Source organism: Scandinavium manionii (assembly GCF_024764775.1).
Lineage (GTDB): Bacteria > Pseudomonadota > Gammaproteobacteria > Enterobacterales > Enterobacteriaceae > Scandinavium > Scandinavium manionii.
In genome coordinates this window covers 65,421-84,099 of sequence record NZ_JALIGC010000034.1, presented here as the reverse complement: position 1 = coordinate 84,099, position 18,679 = coordinate 65,421, and the positions used below count along the sequence as shown (strand labels likewise).

The window sequence follows — 18,679 nt, the reverse complement described above, 5'->3', positions numbered from 1 at the left end:
CTTTAAATAATGATTAGCGTTTCGCGACGCGAATAGTCTGCGACAGACGCGTTGGTTTTTCTCCGGACGCTTTCTGCGGCGTGGTTACGCAGGCCGTTTCGACGCAAACGAAGGTTTTGTATCCGTCGTCTGGCATATCACCCATGCTAACGGACAGCGCAGGGCCTGGGTTCCAGCCGACTACGTTGCTCTGATGGCCGTGGATAACGTCAATATTACGGCCCAGTGCACCGTCATGGATCACGCTACAGCCTTCAGCATTCAGATATACGCGGTCAGTGCGGTCCGGGAAGGTCTGGACGCCATCGGTCAACACGCCTTCTTCGGCATTTTTCACTTTATCGATGTAACGGTCGCCAAAGCCACTCACTTTCACCGCGCTGATGTCACCGACGTTGAAATAGGTGTGCAGGGCAGAGGTGGTTTCGAATTCACCGTGCGCTTCCAGTTCGATTTCACAGGTTTTACCCACTTTGAAACGCGCATACAGCGTGAAGTCGTGCGGCCATAGTTTCTTCGTTTCTTCACTGGTCTGCAGTTCGAAAGTCAGTACCACGCCATTGTCGTCTTCGTTATGGGCTTTCAGGTTCCACGGCAGATTACGCGCAAAACCGTGCGCAGGCAGACCCTGCTGTTCCGCCGGGCCAAACCATGGCCAGCAGATTGGTACGCCGCCGCGCAGGGCGATGCCTGTTTTAAATGGAGTATTATCGCTGAGCCACAGAACGTCGGCTTCTCCGGCAGGTTTCCAGGAGAGCAGGTGTGCGCCCTGAAGGGCAAATGAGGCTTTAGCCTGCGGGTGATCGACGACAATCAGCTCCAGGTCATCAAGCTGACGACGAGAGAGGACAGGGGTAAGTTGTTCAACTACCGGGAGAGCAAAAATTTTGTTAATCATGGTGCAATCCTAAAGGTTAGCCGTAAACGTGAAGCAATAAAAAAGGCGACCGAGGTCGCCTTTTTGGATCAGTGTCTCATCTCAACTTATTTGGAGATGTGAGCGATCAGGTCCAGAACTTTGTTTGAGTAACCCGTTTCGTTGTCGTACCAGGAAACCAGTTTCACGAAGTTGTCGTTCAGTGCGATACCTGCTTTAGCATCGAACACGGAAGTGCAAACTTCGCCGTTGAAGTCGGTAGAAACAACGTCGTCTTCGGTGTAACCCAGAACGCCTTTCATTGCGCCTTCAGAAGCCGCTTTGATTGCTTTCTTGATTTCTTCGTAAGACGCTGCTTTTTCCAGACGAACAGTCAGGTCAACAACGGATACGTTTGGAGTAGGAACGCGGAACGCCATACCAGTGATTTTACCGTTCAGCTCTGGCAGTACAACGCCTACAGCTTTAGCAGCACCGGTAGAGGAAGGGATGATGTTCTGTGCTGCGCCGCGGCCGCCGCGCCAGTCTTTGTGAGACGGGCCATCAACGGTTTTCTGAGTTGCGGTGGTCGCGTGAACAGTCGTCATCAGACCTTCGATGATGCCGAAGTTGTCGTTGATAACTTTTGCCAGCGGAGCCAGGCAGTTGGTGGTGCAAGATGCGTTAGAAACGATATCCTGGCCAGCATATTTTTCGAAGTTAGCACCTTTAACGAACATAGGAGTGCTGTCTTTAGAAGGACCAGTCAGAACAACCTTTTTAGCGCCAGCGGTGATGTGCTTACGCGCAGTTTCGTCGGTCAGGAACAGACCTGTTGCTTCAGCAACGACGTCAACGTTAACTTCGTTCCATTTCAGGTTAGCCGGGTCACGCTCTGCGGTAACACGGATAGTTTTGCCGTTAACAACCAGGTGGCCGTCTTTCACTTCAACGGTGCCGTTGAAACGACCGTGAGTTGAGTCGTACTTCAGCATGTAAGCCATGTATTCAGCGTCTAACAGGTCGTTGATTGCAACGATCTCGATGTCAGAACGTTCCTGAGCAGCACGGAAAACAATACGGCCAATACGGCCAAAACCGTTGATACCTACTTTGATAGTCATATATTCCACCAGCTATTTGTTAGTGAATAAAAGGTTGCCTGTAAAATTACAAAAACCTTACGCAGCGTCAAGCGGAATCGTGTCAATCATTGCGACAAATCAATCCTGTGCACAACCTTTGCGCGACTGACTGCCTCACTCATCCATTGGGCTCATTTCCATATGCGGCCTGCGGCGGGAATTTTAAAGGCCATAGGAGATAAAAATGTGACGTGCGTCACAATTACCTGGCTGCCCTTTCGCAACGAATAAGTTTAGAACAAAAGTTCGCACTTCATTGTTAATGTTTTGTTAGAATCGTGGCAGAAGTGGTCCCTTATACAGCGAGATGTGAGCATATGGCTAACAAACCTTCCCCGGAAGAGCTGAAAAGCGCTCTTAGCGAAATGCAGTTTTACGTGACGCAGAATCACGGAACCGAGCCGCCGTTCACCGGCCGCCTCCTGCACAACAAGCGTGACGGCCTTTACCACTGCCTGGTGTGCGATGCGCCGCTGTTTAACGCGGAAAGCAAATATGACTCTGGCTGCGGCTGGCCGAGCTTCTACGAGCCGGCAAGCGACACAGCCATTCGTTATCTGAATGATTACTCTCATGGTATGCAGCGCACAGAGATTCGATGCGGAAACTGTGACGCGCATCTCGGTCACGTGTTCCCGGATGGCCCGCAACCGAGCGGAGAACGCTATTGTGTCAATTCGGCCTCTTTGAGCTTCACCGATGATCAAAATGGCGACCAAACTAAGGGCTGAAGAAACGATTCAGCAAATTATTCCTGAGGAGCGGACCCGATCATGGAAATTGAGCAAATTATCGACGGCATGACTGAGGACGTTTATCAGCGTCTGGCGACAGCCGTAGAGCTGGGGAAATGGCCGGATGGCGTCGCGTTAACGCCGGAACAGAAAGAGAACTGTTTGCAGCTGGTGATGCTCTGGCAAGCGCGTTACAACACCGACGCGCAGCATATGACAATCGACACTCAGGGACAGATGGTGATGAAAAGTAAACAGCAGCTAAAAGAGGATTTTGGCCTCGCGCCAAAACCGATTGCGACGATGAAGATGCTGTAAGAGGTTTCGCCCGGCGGCGCTGGCGCTTGCCGGGCCTACCGGGCCGATGTTGTCAGCCCGGTTTATCTTACGTTAGTGTTTAATCCCCAACGACGTCGCGAGCTGCTTCGCTAACCGGTTATGGTCGTCCGCGCCATACTCCCAGAACATCGCGCCGCCCAGACCTTTCTCCTTGATGTACTGCGCCTTCAGGTCAACTGACTGCGGATTTTCATACGACAACGCAAACAGTGGTTTGCCTTCGGCTGATTGCACCGACAGCCATGGCACCTTCGCCTGATCGTCCCAGTGCTGAGTAAAGCGTTTCTGCGGATCGTTAATCAGCTTGCCGACAATATCGTTGTACTTTACGTAGGTGTCTTTCGTCAGGTCATAGCCCAGCGATTTGAACAGTTCTGTTTCCTGCGCGCTGAAGTAGGGCTGCGTCACCGGGTTTTTCGCCGCATCCGCTTTTGACCAGTCAATACCGGGTTCCACGCTGCGTTTCGGCACGCGACCATAGAAACCAATGCCCAGGTTCATCTGCTCCGGTTTCAGTCCTGCCGCGAGATAATTGTTCACCACAAAGTCGACGCTGTACTTATCGGCAGCGGCAACCGTTGGCCAGTGGCTTGAGTCGTACAGGTTCGAGTTGAAGTACTGCGTGCCATAGGCCATATCGTAGGTCATCAGGTTGATGTAGTTCAGATACGGTGCGATGGCTTTCACATCAACCCAGCTTTTCGGGCTTTCGGCGTTGGCACCCAGCGCGACGGTCACTAACTTCTCTTTTGGTAATGTTTCCCGCATCTCTTTAAGCAGGGCGGTAAAGTTGTCTTTATCCTCCGGTTGTTTATCGACCAGACCCCAGGCGCCGTTGACCGGGTATTCCCAGTCGAGATCGATGCCATCGAGTCCGTAGGTTTTGACGATGTCAGCGGTGGAGCGGATAAACACCTCCCGGCTCTCTTTGCTGTCAGCGGCACCGGAAAAGCCTCGGGCACCCCAGCCACCGACTGAGAGCAGGACTTTCAGGCGTGGATTTTGTTTGCGCAGTTCAGGGATTTTGTGCAAGTCGGCGATCACTTTTGGCGACAGCCAAATCTGGTGCAGTTTGCCGGTGTCTTTCAACGCGTCGTTAGTCTCACCCGTTTCATTGTTGTAAATCAGGCCAAACGAGTAGTTGAGGTGGGTTATTTGGCGCACATCCAGCTTGTCGATATCTCCGCCGGGGCCGGCTGTCACATCGCCGCCACCGTTGAAATAACCCACGGACATCAGATCTGTGGCAAATACGTAAGGAGCGCAGAGCAGGGGTAAGGCTGCCAGAACAGGCATAAGCTTCATACAATTTCCTCTTTGACTGATAAATAAACACGCACGCCACACAAGGGCGTGGCGAAAAAAAAGCCAAAAAAGCGTAGCATTGCCGCTTCGCTAAAACTGCGAGAAAGCTTCAAATTATTGTATTCGAGGGGAAATGCCCGGCGTGATGCCGGGCAGGGATCACGCCTGGGTTTCCTGCCAGTCGGCGAAGGTGTAGAGCGTAGCACCTTCGGCGGCCATCTCCATAAATGCCTGGGCGCTGTCCTGCGGGTTGATATTCACCCCGCGACAGCCGTCGGTAATCACATTCACTTCATAGCCAAGTTTCAAGGCGTCCAGCACCGTAAACTTCACGCAGTAATCCGTCGCCAGGCCCATCACGATCAACTCGGAGACTTTCTGCGCTTTTAGCCAGTCGTCCAGCCCGGTTTTCTGCCGATGGCCGTTGTCGTAAAAGGCGCTGTAGCTGTCAATATTGACCGCTTCACCTTTCGGAAACACCACGTCGATAAACTGATCGGCCAGCAGAGGATGCAACTCGGCACCTTCAGTATTCTGCACGCAGTGATCGGGCCAGAAAGTTTGTGGCAGACCATCGAGCTGGCCCTGCGTAAAGGGCTTAACGTGATGCTGACGGGCAAAGCTTCCATGATTGGCCGGATGCCAGTCTTTACTGGCGACAATCGCGTCACCGCGAACCAGACACCAGTGGATCAGGGCATTCGCCACGTCAACCGTGCTGTCGCCTTCCGGCACCGCGAGTGCGCCCCCGGCACAAAAGTCGTTCTGCAAATCCACCAGTAACAGCGCGCGTGCGTTCATCTTGGCTCTCCTTACTCGTCCGGCGTCAGTTCACCACGCAGGTTTTGCTGCATCGCGGTACGCACCGCATCGACGTCCAGCCCCTGCGTTAACAAATAGTGTAGCTTGGTCAGCGTGGCTTCCACGGTCATATCGAAGCCGCTAACCACACCCGCCTGGGCGAGGGCGTTACCGGTGGCATAGCCGCCCATATTCACCTTGCCGGACATGCACTGGGTGAGATTGACCACCACAATGCCGCGCAGGCTGGCTTCGGCCAACTCTTTGAGGAAATCACCGTTTTGCGGCGCATTACCGACGCCATAGGAGCGCAGGATCAGCGCTTTCACCGGCTGGCGCAGGAAGTTACGGACCACGTCTGCTGAAATCCCAGGGTAAATCGTCACCACGCCAATCGGCTGTGGAGTAATGCGATGCACGATTAATTCGCCGGTGCCGTATGGCGCCGGTGGGGTGCCGAGACGACGGATATGGATCCCGGCTTCCAGCAGCGGTTGCAGATTTGGCGAGGCGAAAGCGTCAAAGCCATCGGCATGCGCCTTGGTCGTGCGGTTGCCGCGATACAGGCGATTATTGAAGAACAGGGTCACTTCGTTAATCGGGTAGTTCGCCGCCACGTACAACGCATTCAGCAGATTGATTTGTCCGTCGGAACGCAGCTCGGCCAGAGGGATTTGTGACCCCGTCACAATCACCGGTTTGCCGAGGTTTTCCAGCATGAACGACAGTGCCGAAGCGGTAAACGCCATGGTGTCGGTGCCATGCAGAATGACAAAACCATCGTATTCATCGTAATGCGCCTGAATATCTTCGGCGATATGCTGCCAGTCATCCGGCGTCATATCGGAAGAATCCATCAGCGGGGCGTATTCGTGGATGGTGAAGTCCGGCATTTCCGGACGATGGAATTCAGGCATCAACGCCAGCTGGCGCTGGAGGTGGCCGGACACGGGGATGTAGCCCTGTTCAGAGCGCTGCATCCCGATGGTGCCGCCAGTGTAGGCAACGTAAATCGATTTCTTTTGCATGATGAGTTACTGAATCTGAAAGAAAAATCCCCTCCAGTGGAGGGGATATGAATTAACGTATATTAGCGCAGGTCAGGCAGAAGGCGTAGCGGTTCTGCGGGTCGTTGAAGGCGGCGAGTTTATCGCCCTCCGCTTTCACCACGTTTGCGGCACTGACCAGCGGCGCAGGCAGGTAAGCCTGCAGGGCTTCAGGCAGTGCGGCGCGAACCGAACCGCTCAGGCTGTCGATAACAGAATTGAAAAGCGTCGGCTCTTCCTGATAGTAATCAATGTGCCACTGATTGAGTTTCGCCAGCTGCGCCGCTTTCGCGACCGCATCATCGAAATCACCCAGGCTATCGACCAGACCGTTGGCTTTCGCATCCTGACCGGTCCACACGTGGCCCTGGGCGATTTTATCGACCTGTTCCGGCGTGCTGTGCCGCGACTGCGCTACCAGCGTAATAAAGCGCTTATACCCGTTCTCGATGCTGAGCTGCATCATGTCCTGCACTTCCTGCGGCAGCGCTTTAGTCATCGAAATATCCGCCAGCGGCGAGGTTGAAACGCCGTCAGTGTGCACGCCGATGGAATCCAGGCTGTTTTGAACGGTGTTGATGACGCCGAAGATACCGATGGAGCCGGTCAGGGTGCTGGCGTTCGCGACGATGTAATCTGCCGGGGTTGAAATCCAGTAACCGCCGGAGGCTGCCATGCCGCCCATGGAAACAACCACCGGTTTTCCGGCTTCGCGTGCGGCGGCCAGTTCAGAGCGAATCACTTCTGAAGCACTGACGCTACCGCCAGGGCTGTTGACGCGCAGTACAATGGCTTTCACTTTCGGATCAAGGCGCGCATCGCGAATTTGCGACGCGGTGGTATCACCGCCAACATTGCCCGGTGTTTCTTCCCCGTCAATGATCGCGCCATTGGCGAAGATAACCGCAACGCTGGCACCCTTATCGGCAGGGGTTTTCAGAGAGTAATCGTAGTAGCTGACGGCACGATAATTATTGTCCGCTTTGCTCCAGCCGAACTGTTTGGACAGCACTTTTTCCACTTGGGCGTTAGACGCCAGAACGTCAACCAGCTTGTTATCCAGCGCGTATTTGGCGGTATCGCCGTCAACTTTACGCAGGCCATCAAGCATGCCTTTCGCACCCGGGAAAATCTGTTCCGGCGTGGCCTGACGGTTGGCCGCCACGGTGGTCAAATAGTTCTGCCACAGCTCGCCAATCCAGCGGCTGTCCGCATCACGCGCGGCCGGGGACATGTCATCACGGATAAACGGTTCAACGGCGGATTTATAGGTACCGACGCGGAACACGTGGGTGGTGACTTTCAGCTTATCCAGCAGGGATTTGTAATACAGCCCGTTGGTGGCGAAGCCGTGTAAATCGACGGTGCCCTGCGGAGAGAGATAAATCTTGTTGGCGAAGCTTGCGAGGTAGTACTGACCCTGGGTGTAGCTGTCGCCCACGGCGTAAACCGGCTTGCCGCTGTCGCGGAATTCACGCAACGCTTTACCAATGTACTGCATCGACGGCTGATCGGCCCCGGCGAAGTTTTTCAGATCCAGCACGATCCCGGTGATATTACGATCGTCTTTCGCCTGGCGAATAGTATTCACGATATCGAACAGGGAGTTTTCCTGCAGGCGGTCAGAGCTCGCGCCCAGCAGTTGACGGCCAATGGCACCAAATTTACTGCTGGTGGACGGCTTATCAACCACCACGCCGGTTAAATTCATCAACAGCGCGCCACGGCCTGCGGTTTCAGTGGTACTGCTGCTGAACTGCATCCAGATGCCCACGCACACCAGCACCAGCAGAATAAAGAACAGGTTCAGCACCAGTTCACGGATGAAGTTCAGCAGACGCCACGTCCATTTAAAGAATCCGGCAATAAATCGCCAAAGGGTTCGCATGTTTACTCCCTGTCTGAATGAAAAGGTGTCCGCCCGCGAAGGCGCGACGTGAGGCTATCCTAATGACACCGCCGCCGGTTGTCAGCAGGAATCGCCTCCGGCGCTGTAACAAATTCTGCTGTCATGTTAATTTTATGAAAAACCCCGTGACAGGAGATTTATCAATGGATGCACTCGAATTACTCGTTAACCGCCGCAGCGCTTCCCGTCTGGCAGAACCCGCGCCGGAAGGGGAACAGCTGGAAAATATCCTGCGCGCGGGCTTGCGCGCACCCGATCACGGCACGTTGCAACCGTGGCAGTTCTTTGTGATTGAAGGCGAAGGCCGGGAACGTTTTAGCCAACTACTGGAAAAGGGCGCGGTTAACGCCGGACAGGACGATAAAGCCATCGACAAAGCCCGCAACGCGCCGTTCCGTGCGCCGCTGATTATTGCGGTGGTGGCAAAGTGTACGCCGGATCATAAAGTGCCGGTGTGGGAGCAGGAAATGTCCGCAGGTTGTGCGGTGATGGCGATGCAAATGGCAGCTGTCGCGCAAGGGTTTAACGGTATCTGGCGTAGCGGTGCGCTGACCGAAAGCCCGGTGGTTCGAGAGGGTTTGCAGTGTCGCGAACAGGATAAAATTGTCGGCTTCCTGTATCTCGGTACGCCACAGCTGAAGGCGTCAACGACGGTTTCCATCCCCGATGCCACGCCGTTTGTTGTGAAATTCTGAGTCAGAAAACAGTGCCCGGCAGGCATTGCGCCGCCGGGCACTGTCGACATTATTTCTGTGTCTTCGCAAACTCATCTTTGGCTTTCTGCAACTGCTGCTGGAACGCCGGGTTGGTATGCAGCGTAGCCACAACCGCGGAACCGACAATCCGCGCCGCATCCACATCGCTCTGCCAGTGGTAACCGCAAATCACCCGGCTTTCTCCCAGATCATACCCGCGTTTCAGGATATCGTTTTGGCGTGCCGGATTCACTTCCGCCAGCACCAACGCAGTTGCCCAACCGATGGACGTATGGCCTGACGGATATGAACCGTTTTTCGCCAGTTCGTCCTGCTCTTTGGTATTGCAGGTCGGCACGCCGTAGAACGCGAACGGGCGGACACGCATGTATTTCTGCTTGGCCGAACGGGTCGCAAGGTCGCCCGCATCTTCAATCATATTGGTCAGCAGTTTGTGCAGCTCAGGGCTGTCTTTCGCGGTAATAGGCGAACCAAATGCACTGGAGAAAGCATTGGTCACGCCGCCGCTGCTCAGGTTGGCATCTTCTGCCGCCTGTTTACCGCGCTCGGTGGAACGCAGTAAGCGACCCTGCTCATACATCGCCTGATCGTTCAGAAACGCGATGCTGCCCACTTCCGGCGGCGGTGGCAGCAGGGCAAGGCTATCAATTGCCTGGGCATTTTTCAGGTAATAGAGGTCAGGTTTGGTGGTGGCATCATTCCCGGAGGGCACCAGCGCGAAGGCATTAACGGAAAACAAACTGGCAACGCAAAACGCAAGAAGACTCTTTTTCATTGTGGTTCCTTTTTTATGTGGATCGTCCAAAGGTCGGGCTGTCACATTTCTGTCATAAATTTGCGTTTAAAAAGTTGCGGCACCTCGCAAAACGGCTCATTCATAAGTATCGTGAATGCATTTACGCATCGAAGAGTGTGTTTATTGGGCGCGAGGAGTATCAAGTTTGAACGTCAATGGCCGTTACTCTTTTTGTAAGGGCGATGCGTTGTTACCCAAGAAAATAAAAGGGAAAAATAATGATTCAGAGAATCAAACCTCCACTCCTTGCTTGTGGTGTGGCTATGCTAAGTGGCTGTGTTATCTCGACATCTTCTTCTTTAGACGATTATGTAGGAGCCGATGCGGCGAAGCTTCGGGTATCAAACAATGCCGATGCGCTGACACTGCACATTTATACCAGGGTGGGGTCATGCCTCCAGGAAGTCGATAGCAAATCACTGACTGCCGGCATAAATGTGTTGGGGATAAAATCCACGCGTAACAAGACCGTGGCGGGGATTGCGCCGGTTCCAGAAGGCTCGCCGTTGAAGGGGCTGGATGTTATGGAGTATACGATCAAGGCAGGACAGTACCTGAGCCTAGGTTATTCCACGGTAAGTGAGACGCAGTATTCGCAAACGCGGCATGACGCTTCCCGCAGTTTTGTTCCGACAGCCGGGCACAGCTATGAAGCCTATACCGGACAAGGGGGGTATTACATCAACGAGGTCATCATTACCGATATCACCCAGGGCAAAAATGACCTGGCACCGACGTGGCCGCTGAAAGAGTGTAAGTATCAGTACAATATGCTGCGCCACAAAATCTATAGTGACGTACAAATGAATTGATCCGGGTTTAGCCCTGGGTTTATTCGCCTGATTGCGCGCTTAATGAGCAACAGCGCGCGAAATCAGATTGTCGCTCTTACTCCCTCAGCAAATGGGCGCTAACATATACACGTCATCCTTCGGGTTGCCTCTGTGTTGGCTACGCTTTCAGACCCCAGTCACATAGTTATCTATGCTTCTGGGCTCTTCAAACTTGCCGCCTCGATGCAACCCGAATGATTTTGTGTATAGCCGGGATCGGTTGCAATGACAGGAGATGTCCATGAGCGAGCAAGCCATTCGTTTGACGCAATACAGCCACGGAGCCGGTTGCGGTTGTAAAATTTCCCCCAAAGTGCTGGAAACCATCCTGCACAGTGAGCAGGCGAAGTTTGTCGACCCGAACCTGCTTGTCGGCAATGAAACGCGCGACGATGCCGCCGTTTACGATTTGGGTAACGGGACGTCGGTTATCAGTACCACCGATTTCTTCATGCCCATCGTCGATAACCCGTTTGATTTTGGGCGTATCGCCGCGACCAACGCCATCAGCGATATCTTCGCGATGGGGGGAAAACCGATCATGGCCATCGCCATTCTCGGTTGGCCGATTAACACTCTGGCACCAGAAATTGCCCGCGAAGTGATTGAAGGCGGGCGTTTTGCCTGCCAACAGGCCGGAATTGCGCTGGCTGGCGGTCATTCTATTGATGCGCCAGAGCCGATTTTTGGTCTCGCGGTGACCGGTATCGTGCCAACAGAACGCGTGAAGAAAAACAGCACTGCCCAGGCGGGCTGCAAACTGTATCTCACCAAACCGTTGGGCATTGGCGTGCTGACGACCGCCGAGAAAAAATCACTGCTTAAATCTGAACATCAAGGCCTGGCGACGGAAGTCATGTGCCAGATGAACATCGCGGGCGCGGCCTTCGCCAATATCGACGGCATCAAAGCGATGACCGATGTGACCGGTTTTGGTCTGCTTGGGCACCTGAGCGAAATGTGTCAGGGTGCGGGCGTGCAGGCGCAAATCCGTTTTGCCGACGTGCCGAAACTGCCGGGCGTGGAAGAGTACATTGCACAGGGCGCGGTTCCTGGTGGCACGTCCCGTAACTTTGTGAGCTACGGCCACCTGATGGGTGATATGCCGGAAGCGTGGCGCAACCTGCTGTGTGACCCGCAAACCTCCGGCGGCTTGCTGCTGGCAGTGCTGCCGGAGGCGGAAGACGAAACCAAAACCATTGCGGCGGAGTACGGCATTACGCTGACTGCCATCGGCGAGCTGGTGACCGCGCGCGGCGGACGACCGATGATCGAGATAAGCTAACCGCATGCGCTTGTTTATTGCGGAAAAACCGAGTCTGGCCCGTGCCATCGCCGACGTGCTGCCCAAGCCGCATCGTCGGGGCGATGGCTTTATCGAATGTGGTAACGGCCAGGTTGTCACCTGGTGTATCGGTCACCTGCTGGAACAGGCGCAGCCGGATGTCTACGACAGCCGTTATGCGCGCTGGAACCTGATGGACTTGCCGATTGTGCCGGAAAAATGGCGGCTGCAACCGCGGCCGTCAGTGACCAAACAGCTGAACGCTATCAAGCGCCTGTTGCACGACGCTACCGAAGTCATCCACGCGGGTGACCCGGACAGAGAAGGGCAGCTGCTGGTGGATGAAGTGCTGGATTATCTCGACATGCCGGCGGAAAAGCGTCGGCAGGTGCAGCGCTGTCTGATTAACGATCTCAACCCGCAGGCGGTTGAACGCGCGATTTCCCGTCTGCGCTCCAACAACGATTTCATCCCGCTGTGCGTGTCCGCGCTGGCGCGCGCGCGCGCTGACTGGCTGTACGGCATCAACATGACCCGCGCTTACACGCTGCTGGGCCGCAACGCGGGCTATCAGGGCGTGCTCTCCGTTGGTCGGGTACAAACGCCGGTGCTCGGGCTGGTGGTGCGTCGTGATGAAGAAATTGAAAACTTCGTCTCGAAAGATTTCTTCGACGTGAAAGCGCATATCGTCACGCCTGCCGACGAGCGTTTCACCGCCACGTGGCAGCCGAGCGAAGCCTGTGAACCGTATCAGGATGAAGAAGGGCGTTTGCTGCATCGCCCGCTGGCCGATCACGTGCTGGGGCGCATTGCCGGGCAACCGGCGGTCGTCACTGCGTATAATGATAAACGGGATTCAGAACCGGCCCCGCTGCCGTTTTCGCTGTCCGCGTTGCAGATTGAAGCCGCCAAACGTTTTGGTTTCAGCGCGCAGAACGTGCTGGATATCTGCCAGAAACTGTACGAAACCCACAAGCTGATTACCTATCCGCGTTCCGACAGCCGTTATCTGCCGGAAGAGCATTTTGCCGGACGCGAGGCGGTGCTGAACGCAATAAGCGTGCACGCCTCGGGTTTGCTGCCGCAGCCGGTTGTTGACCCTGAAATTCGCAACCGCTGCTGGGATGACAAAAAGGTCGATGCTCACCACGCCATCATCCCAACGGCGCGCAGTTCGTCGGTGAGAATGACCGACAACGAAGCCAAGGTGTATGAGCTGGTGGCCCGCCAATATCTGATGCAGTTCTGCCCGGATGCGGTGTTCCGCAAATGTCAGATTGATTTGGAGATCGCCAACGGGAAATTCATCGCCAAAGCGCGTTTCCTCGCAGAAGCTGGCTGGCGCACGCTGCTCGGCAATAAAGAGCGTGACGAAGACAATGACGGCACTCCGCTGCCGGTGGTGGCGAAGGGCGACGAACTGCTGTGCGAAAAAGGCGAAGTGGTTGAACGTCAGACCCAGCCGCCGCGGCATTTCACTGATGCCACCATCCTTTCCGCGATGACCGGGATTGCGCGTTTTGTGCAGGATAAAGACCTGAAGAAGATCCTGCGTGCGACGGATGGTTTAGGCACCGAAGCGACGCGCGCCGGGATCATCGAGCTGCTGTTTAAGCGAGGGTTCCTGACCAAAAAGGGGCGCTACATTCATTCATCTGAAGCGGGAAGGGCGCTGATCCACTCGCTGCCGGAAATGGCCGGACGACCGGACATGACCGCGCACTGGGAATCAGTGCTGACGCAAATTAGTGAAAAGCAGTGTCGCTATCAGGATTTCATGCAGCCGCTGGTCGGCACGTTGTTTGATTTGATTCAGCAGGCGCGAAGCACGCCGGTGAAACAGTTCCGTGGCCTGGTGGCCCCGGGCGGCGAGCAGCAGCAGAAAAAGAAAACCTTCAGTAAGGCGCGTAAGAAAAAATCTGAAACGTCTTAGCATTGCCTGACGGCACTGTGTTTGTCAGGCCTACAAAGCCGTAGGCCTGACGGCACTGTGTTTGTCAGGCCTACAAAGCCGTAGGCCTGACAAACTCTGTAGGTCCGTGCAAGCGTTAGCGCCGCCGGGCAATCAACCTAACTAAACAACCTTAAATCACACCCTGCGCCAGCATCGCATCCGCCACCTTCACGAATCCGGCGACGTTCGCCCCGCGCACGTAATGTGTTTGTTTGCCTTCTCCGCCGTACTCGACGCATGCCTGATGAATATCCAGCATGATGTGATGTAAACGGGCATCGACTTTCTCAGCCTTCCAGCCCATTCGCGCGGCGTTCTGTGCCATTTCCAGTCCGGACGTTGCCACGCCGCCCGCGTTCGCTGCTTTGCCTGGCGCAAACAGTACGCCCGCCTCAAGGAACAAATCGGTGGCGGCGATAGTGGTCGGCATATTGGCGCCTTCGGCTACCGCTTTCACGCCATTGGCAATCAACAGACGGGCCGCATCGGCATCCAGTTCGTTTTGCGTGGCGCATGGCAGGGCGATATCCACCGGCACGGACCACGGCTGCCGACCTTCGAGATATTGCAGGCCAAACTCACGGGCGTAATCGGACACCCGGCCATCGCGGCTGCTCTTGATTTCTTCCAGACGCGCCAGTTTTTCCGCCGTAAACCCGGCTTCATCCACCACGGTACCGCTGGAATCTGACGCGGTCACCACGCGTGCGCCCAGTTCCATCGCTTTTTCAATCGCGTACTGCGCCACGTTGCCGGAGCCGGAGACCGCAACGCGCATTCCTTCGAAGCTCAGACCGTGACGTTTAAGCATTGCGTCGGTGAAGTAGATTAATCCGTAGCCCGTCGCTTCAGGGCGGATCAGACTGCCGCCAAACGACAGCCCTTTTCCGGTAAACACGCAGGCGGTGTTGTTGGAGAGTTTTTTCATCATCCCGGCCATAAAGCCCACTTCACGCGCGCCGACGCCAATATCACCTGCTGGAACGTCGGTGTCTGCGCCTAAATGGCGGTACAGTTCGGTCATCAACGCCTGGCAGAACCGCATGATTTCCCCTTCACTTTTGCCTTTTGGATCGAAATCGCTCCCGCCTTTACCCCCGCCCATCGGCAGGGTGGTGAGCGCGTTTTTGAAGGTTTGTTCAAAGCCGAGGAATTTGAGGATCGACAGGTTTACCGACGGATGAAAACGCATCCCGCCTTTAAACGGGCCAATCGCCGAGTTGAACTGCACGCGCCAGGCGCGGTTAACTTGCACCTGATTACGGTCGTCGACCCAGGTGACGCGGAACTGGATCACGCGCTCTGGTTCAACCAGGCGTTCCAGCAGCGACATCTGACGATAGCGCGGATTGGCGTCCAGGAACGGCCACAGGGTGGACATCACTTCGCGCACGGCCTGCGCAAATTCGCCCTGATGCGGGTCGCGTTGCTGAACGCGGTCCAGGAATGTTTCCAGAGAGAGAGTCGGTTCCATGAAGATAAGTTCCTCTTATGTCTATAACGGTATGATGTTTGTGTGTTTATTATTTGCGGATCGCTTTCTTTCGACTATCTCCGCTGACGCAGCGGCAGGCAAGGAAAAATCGCCTCAGAAGGGGAAAACTTATAACGGGCGGTTTGTCATAACAAAAAACGATGACAACGAAAATTTAAGAAAACGGCGAAAGGGTCGATATAGTTATCTGAGAACCCAGAAAAAAGGAATGACAATGAAACGATATCTGATGGCGGGGCTGCTGTTGCTTCTTGGCAGCGGCGTGCAGGCTGCAGAGCGCTTCGGGCCGGATGTGGAAGTGAATGTGCCGCCGGAGGTTTTTAGCAGCGGCGGTCAGCGTGGGCAGCCCTGTGCCCAGTGTTGCATCTATCAAAACCAGAACTACAGCGAAGGCGCGGTGGTGAAAGCCGAAGGCGTACTGTTACAGTGCCAGCGCGATGAAAAAACGCTCAGCACCAATCCGCTGGTCTGGCGTCGCGTAAGGCAATAAACGCTTCCAGCAGTGGGATATCGGCGGGTGCCAGTTCCCAGTCAAACGCCTCTTCGGGTTGCACCCAAACCAGCTGGCTGTGTTCGTGCGCGGTCAGCTCGCCGTGATATTCCGGCACGTGCCAGGCATGCAAATGGATAATGCGCCCGGACACTTCCCGCTGATGGCTCGCCACATACGCTGCGGGCAGGGCATCAATGCCCAACTCTTCATGCAGTTCGCGGATAAGCGCCTCGGGCTGCGACTCTCCGGCTTCCACTTTACCGCCGGGAAATTCCCACAGCCCCGGCTGGTCGGCATGCGCCGGACGCTGGGCCAGTAAAATCAATCCCGCGCGTTCAATAATGGCCGCCACCACATCAATAGTTTTCAGCATAGAAGTCAAAGTTCCTGTTGCGAGCGTGTCATACTATCTCTGCCGTTGATAAATCTGAAGATCTGCAGGAGTGTCCGGGTGAAAAATCGTCAACCGTGGGTACCGCCGCTGAGCAAAATCCCGCCTTCGCTTGCCCCGATCGTCAAAATGCAAAAGAAACACTACGGTGAGGTGCTGAACCCGACCCGCTGGTGGGGACGCATGCCGCGTCTTTTCTGGCTGGTTGCGTTGTTTGTCGGCTGGCTGGAGCGCAAAAAAGCCCGTCTTTCACCGGAACTGCGGGCGTTGCTGATGACCCGCGTGTCACAGCAGTGTCATTGTGCGTTCTGTATTGATGCCAACACGTTGCGGCTGGTACAGCGCTGTAATGCGCTGGAAAAAGTACAGGCGGTGGCGCACTGGCCGTGCTCGACGTTGTTCAGCGAAGCCGAACGCGCGGCGCTGGAATATGCCGACGCCATGACCGCTACGCCGCCTCTCGTTAGCGACGCGCAAAAAGCGGCGCTCACGCGTTTTTACGACGACGAGGCTATCTGCGAAATGACCGCGCTGGTGGCGTTTCAGAACCTTTCGGCTCGATTTAACGCCGCACTGGATATCCCTTCGCAAGGCCTGTGCGACGTGCAGGGGAAACCGCATGCTTGACCGTCATCTTCATCCTCGTCTCAAACCGTGGCTCAACCGGGCGGCGGAGAAACTCGACAGGCCAGGCATCACGCCAGACGGTATTACGCTGGTGGGTTTCGCGATTGGCGTGCTGGCGCTGCCGTTTTTGGCGCTGGGCTGGTACGCCCCGGCGCTGGGGGCGATTATGCTCAACCGTCTGCTCGACGGACTGGATGGCGCACTGGCGCGGCGACGGGGCCTGACAGACGCCGGTGGTTTTCTGGATATTGCTCTGGATTTCCTGTTTTACGCCCTGGTGCCGTTCGGCTTCATCCTGGCGAATCCGCTGGAGAATGCGCTGGCGGGTGGCTGGCTGCTGTTTGCGTTTATCGGCACCGGCAGCAGTTTTTTAGCCTTTGCGGCGCTGGCGGCGAAGCACCAGATAGACAATCCTGGCTATGCGCATAAATCGTTTTATTATCTCGGTGGGTTTACCGAAGGCAGCGAAACCATTGCGCTGTTCGTCTTGAGCTGCCTGTTTCCGGGTTACTTTGCGGGGATGGCGTGGTTCTTCGGCGGCCTGTGCTGGTTGACGACGTTTACTCGGGTGTGGAGTGGTTATGTCACGCTGGCATCGCTGGAAGCCCGGCAGCAGGGTGCTGCCGGAACGGGTGAAGATTAACGCGAGGAATCCGGGCCGCGATCGCCGCGGCTGACCGGGTTCCTGGCGTTCTGGCTCCATTCGTACCAGCCGCCGTCGTACACCGACACGTTCTGCCAACCCATGGCGCGAGCGTACATGAAGGCTTCAGAGGCGCGCCAGCCGGTACCGCAGTAGAACGACACCTCCTGCGACGGCAGAATGTGCCATTGCGCCCACATCGCTGCGATATCATCGGCGCTGCGCATGGTGCCGTCCGGGTTGTGGAAATCTTCCATATGGGTCGAATCGCTGCCCGCATGGCCCCAGCGCGCCCCGGCGATCTCACCTTTTGGCTTGATGTAGTTGTAGCCGCTGGTGGTGCCGATAAATTCTGGCCACGAACGAATGCTGACCAGCGAAGCATCTTTGCGATGCACCAAACCCCGCGCCTGTTCGGTATCCAGCATCAGCTGCGGCTGGCCCGGAAGCGTGGCCCCGAAATCAGGTGCAGGCGTGGTTTTACCTGGCGTGCCGCGTTCCACCGGCAGGCCCGCGTCAGACCATGTTTTCCAGCCGCCGTCTAACAGCCGCACGTCTTTCACCCCGGCATACAGCAGAATTTGCGCCACGCGTGCGGCGGCGTACACATCGCGTCCGTAGAGAATCACGGTGGTGTCGTGGCGGATACCCTGTTTTGCCAGCAGCGCTTTCAGCTTATCATCAGAGACTTTGTTCCACAGCGGTTCACTTTCGACGTCGTTGGTGTCGATGTAGCCCGCGCCCGGAATATGGCTCAACAGGTAAAGTTTCGGCGCGCCCCAGGCCGCCTCGATAACCTTCCAGTCGCCTTTCGGGGCGGCGGTCACCGCTTTTCCTTCCTGCATGTCATGCAGCCACTGCGGATACACCAGTTGCCCAAAGTGCGGCAGTTTTTGCAGGCGTTCCGGTTGAGTGAGCGCATCACCGAGCAGGCTGACGTGGGTCAGGCCCGCTTTTTTCAGGCGTTCCGCCACGGCGGCGTTATCGTTATCGGCCCCGTACAGCGCCACCGGCGTGGAAGTCTGCAACTGGTGCTGTTTGATCCAGTCGGTCAGCTGCGCGTCACTCATGGCCGAAAGCCAGCTGGCGGAGAGATTGAGCGCCGCCGGTTCATGGCCTTCGCTGCCGTTCAGTGCCTGCGGCCAGCCGTTGTAGAACGCGCTCAGACGGGTGTCGATGGCGACGCCTTTCTGCTGCTGAAGCTGGGTGAAGGTGAGTGGCGAAAGCATATCAGCCGCGAAAGAAACCGAAGAAGACAGCCCGATCAGCAGGGCCAGCGCGGTCAGTTGAGAAACACGTTTCATCGAATTG

The 18,679-nt window shown here is 55.8% G+C and carries 19 protein-coding genes; 9 read left to right on the top strand and 10 right to left on the bottom strand.

All coding sequences use genetic code 11. The annotated features are described in order from the left end of the window. Positions 1–13 precede the first annotated feature (13 nt). Both MUU51_RS05290 and gapA read right to left on the bottom strand, forming a co-directional pair. Positions 14–898, bottom strand: a complete 885-nt coding sequence (locus tag MUU51_RS05290; RefSeq protein ID WP_159775318.1) for a D-hexose-6-phosphate mutarotase — start codon at positions 896–898, stop codon at positions 14–16. A gap of 86 nt (positions 899–984) precedes the next feature. Further along, on the bottom strand, positions 985–1,980 hold the full coding sequence (gene gapA / locus MUU51_RS05285) for a glyceraldehyde-3-phosphate dehydrogenase (RefSeq protein WP_159775320.1): 996 nt from the start codon (positions 1,978–1,980) through the stop codon (positions 985–987). A gap of 338 nt (positions 1,981–2,318) precedes the next feature. Between gapA and msrB the strand changes: the two genes are divergently transcribed. Next, positions 2,319–2,732 (top strand): peptide-methionine (R)-S-oxide reductase MsrB, encoded by a 414-nt coding sequence (gene msrB / locus MUU51_RS05280; protein WP_159775322.1) that lies wholly within the window; start codon positions 2,319–2,321, stop codon positions 2,730–2,732. A gap of 42 nt (positions 2,733–2,774) precedes the next feature. Then, positions 2,775–3,053, top strand: coding sequence for a YeaC family protein (locus MUU51_RS05275; RefSeq protein ID WP_159775324.1), 279 nt, complete (start codon positions 2,775–2,777; stop codon positions 3,051–3,053). Positions 3,054–3,125: 72 nt separating this feature from the next. Here the strand turns inward: MUU51_RS05275 and chiD are convergent, their stop codons facing one another. The 4 genes from chiD to sppA form a co-directional block, all read right to left on the bottom strand. Continuing rightward, a complete protein-coding gene (chiD, locus tag MUU51_RS05270; RefSeq protein WP_258967280.1) occupies positions 3,126–4,379 on the bottom strand; it encodes a chitinase ChiD in 1,254 nt (417 codons plus the stop codon). Between the two features lie 159 nt (positions 4,380–4,538). Next, positions 4,539–5,180: a bifunctional nicotinamidase/pyrazinamidase gene (pncA, locus tag MUU51_RS05265; RefSeq protein ID WP_159775328.1), complete on the bottom strand. Its 642-nt coding sequence runs from the start codon at positions 5,178–5,180 to the stop codon at positions 4,539–4,541. 11 nt (positions 5,181–5,191) lie between these two features. After that, on the bottom strand, positions 5,192–6,208 hold the full coding sequence (ansA, locus tag MUU51_RS05260; RefSeq protein ID WP_159775330.1) for an asparaginase: 1,017 nt from the start codon (positions 6,206–6,208) through the stop codon (positions 5,192–5,194). A gap of 52 nt (positions 6,209–6,260) precedes the next feature. After that, positions 6,261–8,114 (bottom strand): signal peptide peptidase SppA, encoded by a 1,854-nt coding sequence (gene sppA / locus MUU51_RS05255; protein ID WP_258967279.1) that lies wholly within the window; start codon positions 8,112–8,114, stop codon positions 6,261–6,263. A 164-nt stretch (positions 8,115–8,278) separates the two neighbouring features. Between sppA and MUU51_RS05250 the strand changes: the two genes are divergently transcribed. Then, the gene (locus tag MUU51_RS05250) at positions 8,279–8,830 is read left to right on the top strand and encodes an NAD(P)H nitroreductase (protein WP_258967278.1); all 552 of its coding nucleotides are present in this window, start codon (positions 8,279–8,281) and stop codon (positions 8,828–8,830) included. Positions 8,831–8,879: 49 nt separating this feature from the next. Here MUU51_RS05250 and phoC read toward each other — a convergent pair whose 3' ends face one another. Further along, a complete protein-coding gene (gene phoC / locus MUU51_RS05245) occupies positions 8,880–9,626 on the bottom strand; it encodes an acid phosphatase PhoC (RefSeq protein ID WP_258967277.1) in 747 nt (248 codons plus the stop codon). A gap of 239 nt (positions 9,627–9,865) precedes the next feature. Here phoC and MUU51_RS05240 point away from each other — a divergent pair, with 239 nt between their 5' ends. From MUU51_RS05240 to MUU51_RS05230, 3 genes are all read left to right on the top strand, one after another. Then, the gene (locus tag MUU51_RS05240; RefSeq protein ID WP_258967276.1) at positions 9,866–10,459 is read left to right on the top strand and encodes a hypothetical protein; all 594 of its coding nucleotides are present in this window, start codon (positions 9,866–9,868) and stop codon (positions 10,457–10,459) included. A 262-nt stretch (positions 10,460–10,721) separates the two neighbouring features. Beyond that, the gene (gene selD / locus MUU51_RS05235) at positions 10,722–11,765 is read left to right on the top strand and encodes a selenide, water dikinase SelD (RefSeq protein WP_159775340.1); all 1,044 of its coding nucleotides are present in this window, start codon (positions 10,722–10,724) and stop codon (positions 11,763–11,765) included. A 4-nt stretch (positions 11,766–11,769) separates the two neighbouring features. Continuing rightward, positions 11,770–13,698 carry a DNA topoisomerase III gene (locus tag MUU51_RS05230; RefSeq protein ID WP_258967275.1) on the top strand — a complete coding sequence of 643 codons (1,929 nt, stop codon included), beginning with the start codon at positions 11,770–11,772 and terminating at the stop codon, positions 13,696–13,698. Positions 13,699–13,849: 151 nt separating this feature from the next. Here MUU51_RS05230 and gdhA read toward each other — a convergent pair whose 3' ends face one another. Then, positions 13,850–15,193, bottom strand: a complete 1,344-nt coding sequence (gdhA, locus tag MUU51_RS05225) for an NADP-specific glutamate dehydrogenase (RefSeq protein WP_159775344.1) — start codon at positions 15,191–15,193, stop codon at positions 13,850–13,852. 235 nt (positions 15,194–15,428) lie between these two features. Between gdhA and MUU51_RS05220 the strand changes: the two genes are divergently transcribed. After that, on the top strand, positions 15,429–15,704 hold the full coding sequence (locus tag MUU51_RS05220) for a YnjH family protein (protein ID WP_125354832.1): 276 nt from the start codon (positions 15,429–15,431) through the stop codon (positions 15,702–15,704). On the opposite strand, the gene MUU51_RS05215 is transcribed toward MUU51_RS05220, so the two are convergent. Next, entirely contained in the window at positions 15,664–16,080 is a 417-nt protein-coding gene (locus MUU51_RS05215; RefSeq protein ID WP_309582915.1) for a pyrimidine (deoxy)nucleoside triphosphate diphosphatase, read from the bottom strand. The two genes, MUU51_RS05220 and MUU51_RS05215, sit on opposite strands and share 41 nt — an antisense overlap. A 78-nt stretch (positions 16,081–16,158) precedes the next feature. Here MUU51_RS05215 and MUU51_RS05210 point away from each other — a divergent pair, with 78 nt between their 5' ends. Together MUU51_RS05210 and MUU51_RS05205 are read left to right on the top strand one after the other, a co-directional pair. Continuing rightward, a complete protein-coding gene (locus MUU51_RS05210; protein WP_258967274.1) occupies positions 16,159–16,725 on the top strand; it encodes a carboxymuconolactone decarboxylase family protein in 567 nt (188 codons plus the stop codon). After that, positions 16,718–17,368: a CDP-alcohol phosphatidyltransferase family protein gene (locus MUU51_RS05205; RefSeq protein ID WP_258967273.1), complete on the top strand. Its 651-nt coding sequence runs from the start codon at positions 16,718–16,720 to the stop codon at positions 17,366–17,368. Before MUU51_RS05210 ends, MUU51_RS05205 begins: the two co-directional genes overlap by 8 nt. Here MUU51_RS05205 and MUU51_RS05200 read toward each other — a convergent pair. Continuing rightward, on the bottom strand, positions 17,365–18,672 hold the full coding sequence (locus MUU51_RS05200) for a rhodanese-like domain-containing protein (RefSeq protein WP_258967272.1): 1,308 nt from the start codon (positions 18,670–18,672) through the stop codon (positions 17,365–17,367). The two genes, MUU51_RS05205 and MUU51_RS05200, sit on opposite strands and share 4 nt — an antisense overlap. Positions 18,673–18,679 lie beyond the last annotated feature (7 nt).